This window comes from Streptomyces sp. NBC_01017 (assembly GCF_045162795.1).
In the GTDB taxonomy this organism is placed as follows: domain Bacteria; phylum Actinomycetota; class Actinomycetes; order Streptomycetales; family Streptomycetaceae; genus Streptomyces; species Streptomyces machairae.
In genome coordinates this window covers 9,607,025-9,620,618 of the sequence record NZ_CP108683.1, presented here as the reverse complement: position 1 = coordinate 9,620,618, position 13,594 = coordinate 9,607,025, and the positions used below count along the sequence as shown (strand labels likewise).

The window sequence follows — 13,594 nt, the reverse complement described above, 5'->3', positions numbered from 1 at the left end:
CGCTACCCGCTCCGGTCCGCGTCGACGGACTCGTCGACGCGTTCCGCCACCCAGGCCAGGAAGCCCTGTACGTCGTTGGCGGGCAGAGTGGTCGCGGCAGTGCGGGAGGGGCGTTCGTAGCTGTGCAGTGCGGCATGCAACAACGGACGGAAGCGTTCCTCGGCTGCCGCGACCGCCTCCGCCGCCCGGCGCTTCGCCTGCCAGCGGCCCGTACGGCAGAACTGCACGGAGCGGCAGCCGTTGAGGACCCGGTTGTCCGCGAGATGCCCTTCACCGGCACTGTGCTCCCGGACCGAGGCCCGGAGCGCCCTGAGCACGTCGGCGCGTGCGGGCTCGGCGATCACCTCCCGCGCCGGCCTGCCGTACAGCACGCGGCCTGCTTGCCGGGCGACGGAACGGTCGATGACGTACCAGAACGCGGGCGACTGCGACGGGTCGAGGCTGGCCCGTTCGGGCAGGAGCGGTCCCGTGTTGATGTCCAGCAGGTACCCGGCCTCGCCGGAAGGCCGGGCCGCGAAGTCGCGGTCGTAGACGACGAGTTCAAGTCCCGTCGCGGGGCAGGGCAGGGCGGGGTGGGCCAGTGCGGCGGCCAGCTCGGGGAGGACTCGGCCGGGGCGCGCTCGGCCGGGGAGGGCGCCGTCCACGACCACCGTCACGTCGACGTCGCTGCGTCCGTGCCGGTAGTCGCCGAGCGCGACGGAGCCGACGGCGATGACGCTCACCAGGTGCGATCCGTACAGGGCGTGCGTGCGGTGGACGACCTCCTGGAGGTAGGGACGCAGTTCGTCCGGGACGGAGTACGGGTCCACGAGAGTCCGGGTCATACCGTCAGTGTCCGCCCAGGCCGGAAATCGACGAATGCCCGAGAACCTCCGCACCGGGCGACGCGCCACGGCACCCGGCACATCCGTAATCACGCCAATATCGGCATCAGTCACCTCGCGGGCTACGGGCACTTCGCCGCACCCGGCAGGCGGCCCGTCCCGCCTCTTGCCGTGCACATATGCGCCCCCAGCAGGGGATTCACATCGTCGACGCACACCCATTACACGAGGCACACATTCGGCCGGTCGATGACCGCAGCGCCGTTCGAGGGGCAGACGACGTACACGCCGGATGCCTAGCCTCCCGGGCCATGCGATCACCACGTATGAGACGCCTGGGTCTCTCCGCCGTCCTCGGTCTCCTGCTCGCCGTGTTCGGTCTGGCCCCCAGCGCGAGCGCCGACCCGGCCCCGGCCGCCCTGACGTTCACCGCCGACTCCGCCACCACGACACCCGGCGGCACGGTGCAACTCTCGATGACGCTGACCAACAACAAGACGTACGACGTCCTGTTCGTTTACCAGACGATCGAGCCGACGTGGCTCACCACGCAGCGCCCCGACCTGAAGTACGGCTTCACGGGCTGCACCCTCGCCACCGCCGCCGGCAGCACGCCCTGCGCCGGCACCGGGCCCAGCAACCTCGGCCAGAACTACGGCGCCACCATCCCGCCCGGGCAGAGCCGCACCGTCACGCTGACCCTCCAGGTCGCCGCCGACTCGGGCTGCAACGGCAACATCGGCTTCTACTCGTACTACTACGCCGAGTTCAGCGACGCGACGAACGCCAGCGGCGGCCCGGTCTTCACGCCGGAGACGCGCGTGCTCTGCGCCTGACTCCGCACAACCCGCCGACGCCCCGTGCAGGTGCCTTCCTGCGCGGGGCAAGACGGCAGCATCACGAGGTACCGGACGTGCACCGCGCCATGGCCGGCGCCCCCTTCGACCGGCTGTCACTGAATGGTCGACGGACCGTCCGGGACCCCCAGCAGCGCCAGATGGGCAAGGTCACCAGGCGGTGGCGTGCTCACCGACCACAGGGGCGCCGGACTCCCGTCGGCGACGGCGGCCGGGGCGTCGGTCAGGTTCATCCGCTCGCGCAGCCGGCCGTAGAAGTCCATCGGGCCGAGCCGTACGGCCCGCAGCCGGCGCGGCGCCGCGTACACGCCGATCCAGTCTCCCGGGTCCAGCACGCCCCGCACCTGCCCGTCGATGCTGACGGCCGCCGGTCCCGACCGTTCGAGGACACGCAGTCCGACGACCTCGTTGGGAGCCGTGACGATCGACCGGTCGAAGGCCATGTGCGGGGCGACCGGCGTGAAGACGAGGGCCTCGGCGCGCGGCGAGACGACGGGCCCGCCGGCGGCGAAGCTGTAGGCGGTCGAGCCGGTCGGGGTGGCCACCAGCAGCGCGTCCGCGGAGTAGGCGGCCAGGAGCCTGCCGGAGACGTACACACCGACCGACACCTGGCGGTCCCGGGCCAGCTTCTCCAGCACGACGTCGTTGAGCGCGGTCACGTCGAGGGGGATGCCCCACTCGTCGTTGATGTCGCAGTCCGGGCGCACCGGGGGCGGCGGCAGGAGCGGGCCACGGCCGTACCGCACCCATTCCTCCAGACCCGCCGGCACTTTCAGGGGGCAGGAGGCGCGCATGGCGAGCAGCATGCGAGTGTCGAGCGTCAGCCGGTCCTCGCGCACCGCGTCCAGCGCGGCACGCACCCCGGAGGCCGGCACCTCCGTCAGAAAGCCCACCCGCCCGAGATCGACGCCCAGGACCAGGGCGTCGTTCTGCGCGGCCAGCCGGGCGCCGCGCAGGAAGGTGCCGTCTCCGCCCAGGGTGACGACGAGGTCGGGACTGCCCGCGGCCTCGACCTCCGCACGGGCACCGCGGCGGTGCCCGTCCTCGCCCCACACGTCGATGTCCGTGCACCGCACGGCGTGCTCCTCACACCACGCTCGAACCACCCGAGCCGCCTCGACGGCCTCCGGACGGCCGCCGTGCACGACCAGGCCGAGCCGGTTCAACGTCATCTCCGCCTCCAGGGCATCTCGTCCGGTCGGCTGATGGCTGCCGGCCGGCAAGCCGACCCATTCGAGCATCCCTGCATTGCGCCGCCCCCGCACGCGCGGTCAGCGGCCGAGGAGAAGGCACCTCGCCCCTGGCCCCTGTGCCTCGGCGGCGAGCCGTTCAGTCGTCGGCGGTCAGCGCGGCCTCCGCTCTCGTGAGGGCCGCCTGGTGACCGAAGAGTCCGGGTAGGCCGCCCGAGTGCAGGAAGACGGTGCGCCGGCCGGGGCGGATGTCGCCGTCCTCGACGGCTGCGGCGAGGCCCGCCATCGCGCGCCCGGTGTAGACGGGATCGAGCACGAGACCTTCGGTACGGGCGGTGAGGGTCAGCGCGGCCATGACGGGCTCGGTCAGTGCGGCGTATCCGTCGCCCACCTGGTCGAGCCGCACTCTGAGCGCTTCCGGGACCTGGTGTGTGGCGGACAGCCCGGAGACGAGCGCGGCCACGGTCCCGGCAGGGTCGGGGACGGCGCCGCAGTGGACGCCGAGGACGCGCTCGGCACCCAGTGCGCCGACCAGACCGGCCATGGTCCCGCCGGAGCCGAGTGCGACCACGACGGTGGAGATGTCCGGGGCCTGCGTGAGGAGTTCACGCCCGCACTCCTCATAGCCGCGCGCACCGGTCACGCTGGAACCGCCGAAGGGGATCAGCACCGGGACCTCGCCCCGGGTGCGCAGCTGCTGCTCCACCTGAACCGCCGTGGCGGCGAGCGCTTCGCCGCCTGCGGACCCCGCCCAGACGACCCTGGCGCCGAAGAGCCCGTCCAGGGCCAGGTTTCCGGACGCCGACGATCCGGGTGTGCCGGCGAGCACGAGTACGGCACCCAGGCCCAGCCGGGCCGCAGCGGCCGCGGTCAGCCGCGCGTGATTGCTCTGCGGGGCGCCTGTGGTCACGAGGGTCGTCGCGCCGTCGGCCAGCGCCGCGCCGCACAGCCACTCGAGCTTGCGGATCTTGTTTCCGCCGCCGCCCAGGCCCGTGAGATCGTCCCGTTTGACCCACAGGTCGTCCGGCCCGAGACCGAGTGCGCGGGCCAGGCGCGGCACGGGCTCGAGCGGGGTCGGCCAGGTGCCGAGTGAGGCCGGTTGTGGGAATCGGCCGTCGGAGGTCATGCGCACCACCCTTGTCAGGACTCTGCGGGAACGCCGACAGCGTTGCCGGCGAGTTCCATCCTGCCCGGCCCGAAAACGCTCGGCGGCCGTTCGAGCAGGCGGGCCGGTGCCGGGATCGAACAGGGCGACGTCACCCGCTGATCCGAGCCCGCCCGGTGCCTGCGGCACTTCGGCCGGCAGGGCATCGGGCGGGCTCGTCCGCCTCAGGGGGCGTGGTGCGGCACGCGTCAGTCCACGATCAGTTCGGCGCCGGCCGCCGGTGCCCGCCCGACGAGCGCGCCGCCGAAGTTCCCCTCGACCTCCGCCTTCTCCGCCGCGTCCGGGTACGGGTTCGTGCATGCGGTACCGGCGCTGGAACCGGACATCAGGCTGGAGCACGGTCCGGGCTTGCGGTCGGGCAGGCCCAGGATGTGCCCTAGTTCGTGGGCGGAGATGCGGATCGTGTCGTAGCCCTGGTCGACGGCCTGGCGCCCGATGTAGACGGTTCCGTTGCCCAGCGTGGTGGGCAGGGCGCGCGGCCAGCCGTTGTCCGCGAGGACCCGTATGTTCGCGCGCTGCCCGGCGTCGGCCGGCCGCAACTCGACGGCGTCGACGCTCTCGTTCCAGATCGCCGCGCCCCGGTCGACGGCGCTCCTGAACTCCGCGGAGCCGCCGGCGTCGTAGGTGAGGACACGGGCGGCCAGAGGGGTGTCCGCCTCGTCGAGCGGACCGGCCACCGCCTGGCCACCCATCAGGGACAGGGACACCACACAGGCAGCGGCCAGGCCGCCGGTCATCCTGCGTACGTGCATGATCGACCTCCTTGTGGGGGAAGAGGAGTCGTGCTCATGACATTCCCTGACCCATTGCCCGGCGGGAGTGGACGTGAATCCGTCAATCCGAGGCGGTCTCCGACCTGTTTCCGGCGCGTGCGGGTCACGCTCTTCTTCTCGCCCGCCGTGTCGCGTCGCCGGTCACGCGATGAGTGTCGTCCTGGTTGCCAGTCTGTATTTCCAGCAGGCGATCACCCGCACGCAAGGAGGGCATCATGACCGCGACGTACACCTTCGACGTCTTTTCCAGCCTCGACGGCTACGGCGCCGCCGGCGGCGACTGGACCGGCTACTGGGGCAAGCAGGGCCCCGAACTCCTCGACCACCGCCTCGCCCTGTACGGCGAGGAGCAACGGATGATCTTCGGGGCCAACACGTATCGGCTGTTCGCGCAGATGCTGGCGGCGAGCACCGAGGAGTCCGAGGTACGTGACCCCTGGGTCACGCGGATGCGGAACATGCCGACGACGGTCGTGTCGACCAGCCTGGAAGGACCCCTCGACTGGCCGGACGCGACCGTTGCGAGCGGCGACGCCGTCGACGTCGTCGCCCGGATGAGGGAGGAGTCCGACGTACCGTTGCGCTCGCACGGCAGCCTGTCGATGAACCGTGCGCTGATGGCCGCCGGCCTGGTCGACCGCGTCCAGGTGACGCTCTTCCCTGTGATCACCGGCCGTACCGGGCTGGACCCGATCTTCCAGGGTGCGGCCGACTTCGACCTCGAACTGATCGAGCACCGGACACTCGACGGCCACATCCAGGAGCTCATCTATCGCCCCACGCTGCATGCCTGAGCGCGTCCAGGCACCCCAGCCCCGCCGCGCTGCCGGGCGCACACCCGGCTACTCGGGCCACTCCGAGTTCTGGATGACCTCCACGAAGTCACCGCGTACGAAGCCGGGCGAGAAGTGGGCCAGCACGTCCGCCTTGACGTTGCCGAACGTCGTTTCGGGGCGGTCCTCGATGCCCCCGGTGAAAGCGGCGAGGATCTCGTTCTTGAAGTCGGGCCTGGGGTGGGCCGCGACCACGGCCGCGCGTTGCTCGTCGGAGACGGCGTGGTAGCCGATGCCCAGGACGTCCAGCTCCACACCCCGGGTGACCAGGGCCACTTCGGGTGCCATGTGCAGGGGGATCTCCGGGGTGGTGTGCAGGGCGATGGCCGTCCAGACCCGGTCGGCCGGCCCGCCCGTCACACCGTGGGCCCGCAAAAAGCGGCGGGCCTCGTCGGCACCGTCGATCTCGAAACGCCGGTCGGTGCGCCGGAAGCGCTCGGTCAGCCCCAGGTCGTGGAACATCGCCCCCACGTACAGCAGTTCAGGGTCGAAGCGGAGCCCCTGCTCCCGCCCGCGCGCAGTTCTCCACAGCCCTGGCCACCCCACCGGCCCGCAGCGACCTGCTGAACTCACTGACCGCGTCCGTGCTCGCGGACCCGGCCGCCGACCACAGCCTGCCCGCCATGGCCGCAGCGGCCACCGTCAGCACCCGGCACCTGACCCGGCTGTTCCGGACCGAACTGCACACCACACCCGCCCGCTGGGTCGAACGCGTCCGCCTCAACCGCGCACAGCAACTCCTCCTCGACGGCCACAGCGTGACCTCGGCGGCGCACCACAGCGGACTCGGCACGGACGAAACCCTCCGCCGCGCCTTCGCCCGCCACCTGGGCACGACCCCGACGGACTACCGACGGCGCTTCGCCACCACGCGCCCGCCGCACACCCCCGCGTGACCTCGCGTATCTCGCCCGGGACCGGGACAACTGCCCGAACAACACGGCACGTACGCTCGTGCACATGGTTGCGCACCGCATGATCGACGTGAACGGGATCCAGCTCCACATCGCCGAGCAAGGCGAAGGCCCCTTGGTGGTACTGCTGCACGGCTTCCCCGAGTCGTGGCACTCCTGGCGCCACCAGTTCGGCCCCCTGGCCGACGCGGGCTTCCGCGTGGTCGCCCCCGATCAGCGTGGCTACGGCCGCAGCGACCACCCCGACGCCGTCGACGCGTACACCATCCTCCACCTGGTCGGCGACGTCGTCGGCCTGATACACGCCCTCGGCGAGGAGCAGGCGTTCGTCGTCGGGCACGACTGGGGCGCGCCGGTCGCCTGGCACACCGCACTGCTTCGGCCTGACGTGGTCCGCGCAGTGGCCGGCCTCAGTGTGCCGCCCCCGTCCCGCGGGGTCGAGCCACCGCTGGCCGCCATGGACAAGAGGTTCGGCGGACGCTTCTACTGGAACTACTTCAACCGTCCCGGTGCAGCCGACGCCGAGTTCGCCAAGGACACGCGCACCGCGTTGCGGAAGTTCTTCTACTCGGCTTCCGGCGACGCTCCCGGCGCCGTTTCCGGCGAGATGAAGCAGCCGCTGGTCGACCCGGACCGGGGCTGGCTCGCAGCCATGCCGGACCCGGAGGTACTGCCGGACTGGTTCACCGAGGAGGACCTCGACGCACTGACCGACAGCTTCTCCCAGGGCTTCACCGGCGCCCTCAACTGGTACCGCAACCTCGACCGCAACTGGGAACTGACCGCACCGTGGCACGGCGCGGTCGTCACCCCGCCCGCTCTGTACATCTACGGCGACCGCGACCTGGTCCCCGCTTTCCCCGGCACCCCCGAATTCATCGCAAGCCTCCCCGACCGGATGCCCAACCTCCGACGCGAGCCCCTCAAGCTGGCGGGCTGCGGACACTGGACACAGCAGGAACGCCCGGCGGAAGTGAACGCGGCGCTCATCGAGTTCCTCAAGGCCTGTTCCTGACGGTCGCGCGTCCGCCGTGGCGGCTGTGCAAGTCGCCCCGGCTGCACCTCGGGAGCGCGAGGCCCTGCCGGCCTGGCCGGCCGCATCGACGCAGCGGCTGCCGGACGCCCTACGGGAGGCCGGCCCGGATCGCGGTTGCTGGACGTGGTCCACCTGCTGCGCGGGGACGGCCGCCTGGCCGCACGAGCCCACCGTCGTCGACCACCACGCCGCCGAGGGCCGCTCCTGGCGCCTGACGCTCTCCGCCGACGGCACACGGGTCACCCGTCTCCCGATGCCCACCGCAGCCGGCGAGGCCCCGGACGCGGCCGCCGCCTCCGCCCGCGGCACGGCCGGTGAACTGGTCCTCGCCCTGTACGGCCGTATCCCGGTGGACTCGCTGAAGCTCGACGGCGACCGACGTGTGTTCGACCTGCTCCTGGCCTGGGCGCCGGAGGACCAGGACGTGCCGATGCGCCGGCTACTCGTCTGCTTGGCCGACGGACGTCGATCACCGTATGGAGGGTGCAGTCACGGCCTCCTGCCGTCGCCCTCCAGCATTCGTTCGAGGCGATCGAAACGCTCGTGCACCGCGTGGGTCACCTCCGCATACGTCTGCTCCACCGCTTGCTCCGCCTCGTGCATGCGTCGGTGTCGGCGTTCCTCGTCCCGTCCCACGAACCAGGTGGCCAGGGCCGCGGTGACCATCCCGTAGGCCGTGATCCCGACGACCATCACCACCACCGCGATCAGCCGCCCCGACAACGTCACCGGATAGAAGTCGCCGTACCCGACCGTCGTCGCGGTCTCCACCGACCACCACAGCGCCCGCGGATACGAGGTCAGCCGCGCCCCGGGCGCACCCCGCTCGGCGGACACCACGAGGCCCGAACCCACCAGGATCACGACCGCGAGGACGACCGTCGCGGCTCCGGCCGCCCTCACATGCAGCGAACGCCCCTGACGGCCCGACAGGAGCTCGACCACCCGGGCCAGGAAACCGGGAAACATACCCCGCATCCTGCGCCACCCCCCAAGCCGGCCCCACGAGAACGCGCCGCGCGGCAGGAACCCCGACCCGAACAGCGGCCCCGGTCGACGGACAGGAGACACAGCCGGACCTGAACGGCGCCACGGCCCCGGAGCGACTGACGTATCGCCGCCGAGGAGGGCCACCGCGTTCCGGCGACGCCAGCAGTATGCACAAGGGAAAATCCAGTTCATCAGTCTGCAAATCGGTCACCGGATCGGTGTAATCGGCACGGATGGCGGGCCGCCCATGGATCTAGCGTCGGAGTGCACGGGGTCACACAGGCCAGAAAGGCATCCACGTACTCATGTCCATCCCGCAAGCCGACGCCCTCCCCGCAAGCGAGTCCGACACCTCCACCTCTTCGCCCCACCCCGGCCACCCATCCACCGACACCCTCGTGCTGCCGGTCGACGAACTCCCCGAGTCGGCGTCGTCACCGGAACTGGTCGGCCGCCGCGTGCGGGACGAGCTGATGCTCGACGGCAATGCCCGGCTGAACCTCGCCACGTTCGTGACGACATGGATGGAGCCACAGGCTCAGCAGTTGATGGCGGAGACCGCGGAGAAGAACCTCGCCGACCGCGCGGAGTACCCGCAGATCACGGCGATGGAGGAGCGCTGCGTGCGGATGCTGGCCCGGCTCTGGCACGCGCCCTACCCGGAGCAGGTCCGCGGCTGCTCCACCACCGGTTCCAGCGAGGCAGCCATGCTCGGCGGACTGGCTCTCAAACGCCGCTGGCAGGACCGGCGGCGCACCCAGGGCAAGGACACGGCCCGCCCGAACATCGTCATGGGCGCGAACGTCCAGGTCTGCTGGAAGAAGTTCGCCAACTACTTCGAGGTCGAGCCCCGTTTCGTCCCCATGGAACCGGGCCGCTACCACCTCACCCCCGACACCCTCACCGCCCACTGCGACGACAACACGATCGGCGTCGTGACCGTCCTCGGGTCCACCTTCGACGGCTCCTACGAGCCCGTTGCCGACATCTGCGTGGCCCTCGACGGGTACCAGGCCGCCACCGGCACCGACATCCCCGTCCATGTCGACGGGGCGTCCGGCGCCATGGTGGCCCCATTCCTCGACCCGGGGCTCATGTGGGACTTCCAGCTCGAGCGCGTCGCCTCCATCAACACCTCGGGCCACAAGTTCGGGCACGTCTTTCCCGGCCTCGGGTGGGCCCTGTGGCGCAATGCCGAAGCCCTCCCCGACGACCTGGTCTTCGAGGTCGACTACCTCGGCGGCCGCTCCCCCAGCTTCACCCTCAACTTCTCCCGCCCGGGCGCCCACGTCGTCGCGCAGTACTACAGCTTCCTCAGGTACGGCTTCGAAGGACTGCGCAACCTGGCAGCGAAGAACCGCACGACGGCCCGCCTGCTCGCCACCCGCATCCAGGCCATCTCCCCCTACGAACTGCTCACGGACGGCTCCGAACTCCCGGCCTTCGCCTTCCGCCTGACACCCGGCACGCCGGGCTTCACGGTCTTCGACGTCGCCCAGGCGATGCGAGCACGAGGCTGGCATCTGCCCGCCTATGCCTTCCCCGCCCCCTGCCAGGACATCTCCGTCCTGCGCCTGGTGGTACGCACCGGGTTCACCGCCGAACTCGCCGCAATGTTCATCGCCGACCTGACCGAAGTCACCAAGCAACTCCACACCACGTACTGACACCCGACCGGTCCGGTGCGGAACGTGCATGAGGGTGTCGTGCGATGCTCGGCCCGGCATCCGAGCTGTGCCGGGATACTTCTGGGGTGCTGTTGACATGGATCGCCGAGGTGGCGGACGAGCCGGTGGTGCTGGAGCCGAACGACCGGCGGGTGGAGTGGGAAACCAACACCTGGTCGCTGAGTGCGGAAGCTGAGGACGGAGAGGCGTTGTCCGTGCCGGAGGTGGTCTCCGCCTTCGAGCGGACCGCCGACGGCATCCGGCGCCGTATCCGCGAGATGGGCTTCGCGGGCGTGGCGACGTTCTACGTGTGGCACGACGAGCAGGCTGGGCAGCTCCGGTGCTCAACCGGGTCGGTGACCACTGACGAGCTGCCTTTTGGCGGCGCCTACGTGCCTTGCGGCGATCTCAGTGCTGTCGTTGAGGGCTTCCTTTGCCACCGGGAGCCGGGGGTGGTTGCCTGGTCGGACCTTGCGGAGGCGCGCGACCAGTCCGAGCAGACCGTGCCGGAGCCGGAGGCCGCACCCTTCCCCGTGTGGGTGCGCCGCGTCGGACCGGTCTCACGCTGACCGGCCCCGCCCGCCGATGCGGGTGAGGCGGGGTGAGCGGGAGTTGTCATCACGGCCCGCCAATCGAGACACCGTCTTCGCGGCGACTTCTGACGCAGCTGGTCTATACCAAGCGGTGCTGTCTCAGTATCCTCATCCGTAGCGAGCCAGTAAGCACACCGTTCTCTCCCCCCACCCCCCCACCAGGTTGCGTGCTGACGCGAGCGGCGCCCCACGACACGCCCCGGCAGCCGCGTGACCTGCCGATTCACCGCCTCTAGGAGGATCTCGGTGAGAGTTCGCACCAGAAGCACGGCGATCATCGGCACCGTCTGTCTCGTCGCTACCCTCGCCTTGACCGCGGCGTCGGCCGACGAGCCCACCTCGCCACAGCAAGCGGCGAAGGTCACCCTCAAGAACGTGACCACGGCCCAGAATCCGACGGCCGGCGCCGCCGGTCCCGGCGGGAAACTCTGGATCGCCGAACGCCCCGGCACCGTAAGGGTCCTGGACAGCAACGGACTCAGCCAGCCCGTCCTCGACATATCCGCCGAGACCACCACCGACGGCGAACGCGGGCTGCTGGGCATCGCGTTCGACAAGAGGTTCGCGCACTTCTACATCTCGTTCACGAACCTCGAAGGCACCAGCACCGTGGACGAGTTCGCCGTACGGAACGGCAAGGTCCAGCCGCAGACCCGGCGTACGGTCATCACCCAGACGCAGCCCTATGCCAACCACAACGGCGGCGACATCAAGTTCGGCCCCGACGGCTACCTCTACATCGCGCTCGGCGACGGCGGCTCGGGCGGCGACCCGCACGGCAACGGGCAGAACCTCGACACACTGCTCGGCAAGCTCCTGCGGATCGACCCGAGGGGCGGCAAGCCGTACGCCATCCCGTCGGACAACCCGTTCGTGAACGACCCGAACGCGAAGGACGAGATCTGGGCGTACGGGCTGCGCAACCCGTGGCGGTTCTCCTTCGACTCGGGAACCGGCGACCTCTTCATCGGTGACGTCGGCCAGAACGACTGGGAGGAGATCGACTGGGCGCCGGCGAGCAGCAAGGGCGGAGAGAACTACGGCTGGGCCCAGATGGAGGGCACCCATCCCTTCCGTGGCGGCACGGAACCCGCGAACCACGTGCCGCCGGTCCATGAGTACGACCGCGCCAACTTCGGCTGCTCCGTGACCGGCGGCTTCGTCTACCGGGGCAAGGCGATCCCGGCGCTCAAGGGTCAGTACGTGTACAGCGACTACTGCGACGGCACCGTCCGCTCCCTGCAGTTGAAGAACGGCAAGGTGACCGCCGTGAACGACCTCGGTGTCAACGGCGGTGAGGTCATCTCCTTCGCGCAGGGCGGCAACGGCGAACTGTACGTGCTCGCGATCGGCGGCAGCGTCTTCCGTATCGACCCGGCGTAACGGCTACCGGGAGGAGCGCTCAGCCCGCGGACGCAGAAGCCGCCGCGGCTTGCGGCGTTCGTCGGCTACGGCTGTCGCTCAAGCCTGTGCCTCACGCCTGCGACTCACGCCGGTGACTTTCACCGACGCCTCGGTCGTCCTGTGGCCGCCCGCCCCGCTGTCGGTGGCCGAAGCGGAGGCGGGTTCCGAGCCGAGGGCGTCGCGGACGGCGGTCAGGATGTCCTCGGTGTCGGCTCCCAGTGCTCGGGCGGCGGAGGTGAAGTCCCGGGCCAGAGTGCCGAGTTCGGGGGCATCATGGGTCTGCGGCCCGGACGGCGGTGCCGCCACCCTGGTGCCCGCCCCTCGGCGGGTGCGGATCAGCTCGACGGCCTCCAGCTCGCGGTAGGCGCGGGCCACGGTGCCCGGTGCCAGACCGAGGTCGGCAGCGAGCTGTCGCACGGTCGGCAGGCGCTCGCCCTCGGTCAGCCGGCCGGTGCGAATGAGCGCGGCCAGCTGGGCACGGATCTGCTCGTACGGCGCTACCTGGCTGGTGGTGTCGACGCGAACGGTGCGGTCACTCATCGGCGAAAGTCCCATCGTCTGCTACCTCGTCGTCAACCGCCCGCGGTGCCACCACGGTTACCAGGGACCACCCGAACGTGAACAGGCTCAGCAGACCCAGGGGGCAGATCACCACGACGGTGGCGGCGCCGAGCGGGCCTGCGCAGGTCGTTTCCGTGAGCGCGACGAGCAGCATCAGGACGACGAGCAGGACCTGACTCGACACCAACAGCCCCCAGGCTCCCGTGATCGCCCACGCGCGGTCGCGGCGCTGCTGGTAGTCGCCCGGCCCGTAGGCGATACGGCGCAGGGCCCAGAAGCAGGCGGGGGTTCCGACCGCGAGGGCGGCGAACATCGGGCCGCTGTAGTACAGGCCGGGCCAGGGACCGAGGGATGCGCCCATCCCTTGGCAGGCGACGTTGATGACACGGCCCGCTCCGCCTGTCCGGTCGGGGCCGGAGGAGGCCGTGAGGGCGCCCATGACCAGCAGAGCGACGAGGGAGGCGGCCTGCAGGAGAAGCAACGGCGCCATGCGGGGCGGTACGTGGTTTCTGACCAGACGCGGGGCGAGGCTCGCGGTGCGTACCGCTTCCTGGGGACGCAGGGTCAGGGCGTCACCGAGCAGGACACCGACCACGGCGCACAGGCCGAAGGCCGTGATGGCGAACACGAGAGGGATCGTGATGTCGCCGCTCTCCATCATGACCAACTGCTGTGCGGCCACGATGCCGATGGCCAGGCCGGACCAGCGGGCGTAGTGGTCGGCGTGGTCGAGGAGCCGGGACTGGAGCGGGACGGTGTCGAGCACGTGGAGATCCCCCAGGGCATC

General features: G+C 70.7%; 15 protein-coding genes and 1 pseudogene. 8 read left to right on the top strand and 8 right to left on the bottom strand.

The features are described from left to right. Nucleotides 1-2 precede the first annotated feature (2 nt). The gene (locus OG331_RS43995) at nt 3-824 is read right to left on the bottom strand and encodes an aminoglycoside adenylyltransferase domain-containing protein (protein WP_406207870.1); all 822 of its coding nucleotides are present in this window, start codon (nt 822-824) and stop codon (nt 3-5) included. 326 nt (nt 825-1,150) lie between these two features. On the opposite strand from OG331_RS43995, the gene OG331_RS43990 reads away from it, so the two are divergent. Then, nucleotides 1,151-1,660 carry a hypothetical protein gene (locus tag OG331_RS43990; RefSeq protein WP_406207867.1) on the top strand — a complete coding sequence of 170 codons (510 nt, stop codon included), beginning with the start codon at nt 1,151-1,153 and terminating at the stop codon, nt 1,658-1,660. Between the two features lie 116 nt (nt 1,661-1,776). Here OG331_RS43990 and OG331_RS43985 read toward each other — a convergent pair whose 3' ends face one another. From OG331_RS43985 to OG331_RS43975, 3 genes are all read right to left on the bottom strand, one after another. Then, nucleotides 1,777-2,853 (bottom strand): NAD(+)/NADH kinase, encoded by a 1,077-nt coding sequence (locus tag OG331_RS43985; RefSeq protein ID WP_406207864.1) that lies wholly within the window; start codon nt 2,851-2,853, stop codon nt 1,777-1,779. A gap of 157 nt (nt 2,854-3,010) precedes the next feature. Further along, nucleotides 3,011-3,997 carry a pyridoxal-phosphate dependent enzyme gene (locus OG331_RS43980; protein WP_406207862.1) on the bottom strand — a complete coding sequence of 329 codons (987 nt, stop codon included), beginning with the start codon at nt 3,995-3,997 and terminating at the stop codon, nt 3,011-3,013. A 227-nt stretch (nt 3,998-4,224) separates the two neighbouring features. Continuing rightward, entirely contained in the window at nt 4,225-4,788 is a 564-nt protein-coding gene (locus tag OG331_RS43975) for a snapalysin family zinc-dependent metalloprotease (protein ID WP_406207859.1), read from the bottom strand. A 236-nt stretch (nt 4,789-5,024) separates the two neighbouring features. On the opposite strand from OG331_RS43975, the gene OG331_RS43970 reads away from it, so the two are divergent. Then, entirely contained in the window at nt 5,025-5,603 is a 579-nt protein-coding gene (locus tag OG331_RS43970) for a dihydrofolate reductase family protein (protein WP_406207856.1), read from the top strand. Nucleotides 5,604-5,651: 48 nt separating this feature from the next. On the opposite strand, the gene OG331_RS43965 is transcribed toward OG331_RS43970, so the two are convergent. Further along, nucleotides 5,652-6,215 carry an HD domain-containing protein gene (locus tag OG331_RS43965; RefSeq protein ID WP_406207854.1) on the bottom strand — a complete coding sequence of 188 codons (564 nt, stop codon included), beginning with the start codon at nt 6,213-6,215 and terminating at the stop codon, nt 5,652-5,654. Nucleotides 6,216-6,226: 11 nt separating this feature from the next. On the opposite strand from OG331_RS43965, the gene OG331_RS43960 reads away from it, so the two are divergent. The 3 genes and pseudogenes from OG331_RS43960 to OG331_RS43950 form a co-directional block, all read left to right on the top strand. Beyond that, nucleotides 6,227-6,538 (top strand): helix-turn-helix domain-containing protein, encoded by a 312-nt coding sequence (locus OG331_RS43960; RefSeq protein ID WP_406207851.1) that lies wholly within the window; start codon nt 6,227-6,229, stop codon nt 6,536-6,538. A 64-nt stretch (nt 6,539-6,602) separates the two neighbouring features. Beyond that, nucleotides 6,603-7,571: an alpha/beta fold hydrolase gene (locus OG331_RS43955; RefSeq protein WP_406207848.1), complete on the top strand. Its 969-nt coding sequence runs from the start codon at nt 6,603-6,605 to the stop codon at nt 7,569-7,571. A gap of 16 nt (nt 7,572-7,587) precedes the next feature. Then, nucleotides 7,588-7,971 (top strand): annotated as a pseudogene (locus tag OG331_RS43950) (maleylpyruvate isomerase N-terminal domain-containing protein); the annotation flags it as partial. 110 nt (nt 7,972-8,081) lie between these two features. On the opposite strand, the gene OG331_RS43945 reads toward OG331_RS43950, so the two are convergent. Continuing rightward, on the bottom strand, nt 8,082-8,561 hold the full coding sequence (locus tag OG331_RS43945; RefSeq protein WP_406207845.1) for a potassium channel family protein: 480 nt from the start codon (nt 8,559-8,561) through the stop codon (nt 8,082-8,084). 326 nt (nt 8,562-8,887) lie between these two features. Here OG331_RS43945 and OG331_RS43940 point away from each other — a divergent pair, with 326 nt between their 5' ends. The 3 genes from OG331_RS43940 to OG331_RS43930 all read left to right on the top strand — a co-directional run bounded on the left by OG331_RS43940 (nt 8,888) and on the right by OG331_RS43930 (nt 12,225). After that, entirely contained in the window at nt 8,888-10,249 is a 1,362-nt protein-coding gene (locus OG331_RS43940; RefSeq protein WP_406207843.1) for a glutamate decarboxylase, read from the top strand. Between the two features lie 44 nt (nt 10,250-10,293). Next, complete coding sequence (locus OG331_RS43935; protein ID WP_406207840.1) at nt 10,294-10,818, top strand: hypothetical protein; 525 nt, start codon at nt 10,294-10,296, stop codon at nt 10,816-10,818. Nucleotides 10,819-11,088: 270 nt separating this feature from the next. Further along, nucleotides 11,089-12,225 (top strand): PQQ-dependent sugar dehydrogenase, encoded by a 1,137-nt coding sequence (locus tag OG331_RS43930; protein WP_406207838.1) that lies wholly within the window; start codon nt 11,089-11,091, stop codon nt 12,223-12,225. Nucleotides 12,226-12,303: 78 nt separating this feature from the next. Here OG331_RS43930 and OG331_RS43925 read toward each other — a convergent pair whose 3' ends face one another. Both OG331_RS43925 and OG331_RS43920 read right to left on the bottom strand, forming a co-directional pair. Beyond that, on the bottom strand, nt 12,304-12,786 hold the full coding sequence (locus OG331_RS43925; RefSeq protein ID WP_406207835.1) for a GntR family transcriptional regulator: 483 nt from the start codon (nt 12,784-12,786) through the stop codon (nt 12,304-12,306). Next, nucleotides 12,779-13,573 carry a hypothetical protein gene (locus OG331_RS43920; protein WP_406207832.1) on the bottom strand — a complete coding sequence of 265 codons (795 nt, stop codon included), beginning with the start codon at nt 13,571-13,573 and terminating at the stop codon, nt 12,779-12,781. The genes OG331_RS43925 and OG331_RS43920 overlap by 8 nt, the downstream gene beginning before the upstream one ends. Between the last annotated feature and the right edge of the window lie 21 nt (nt 13,574-13,594).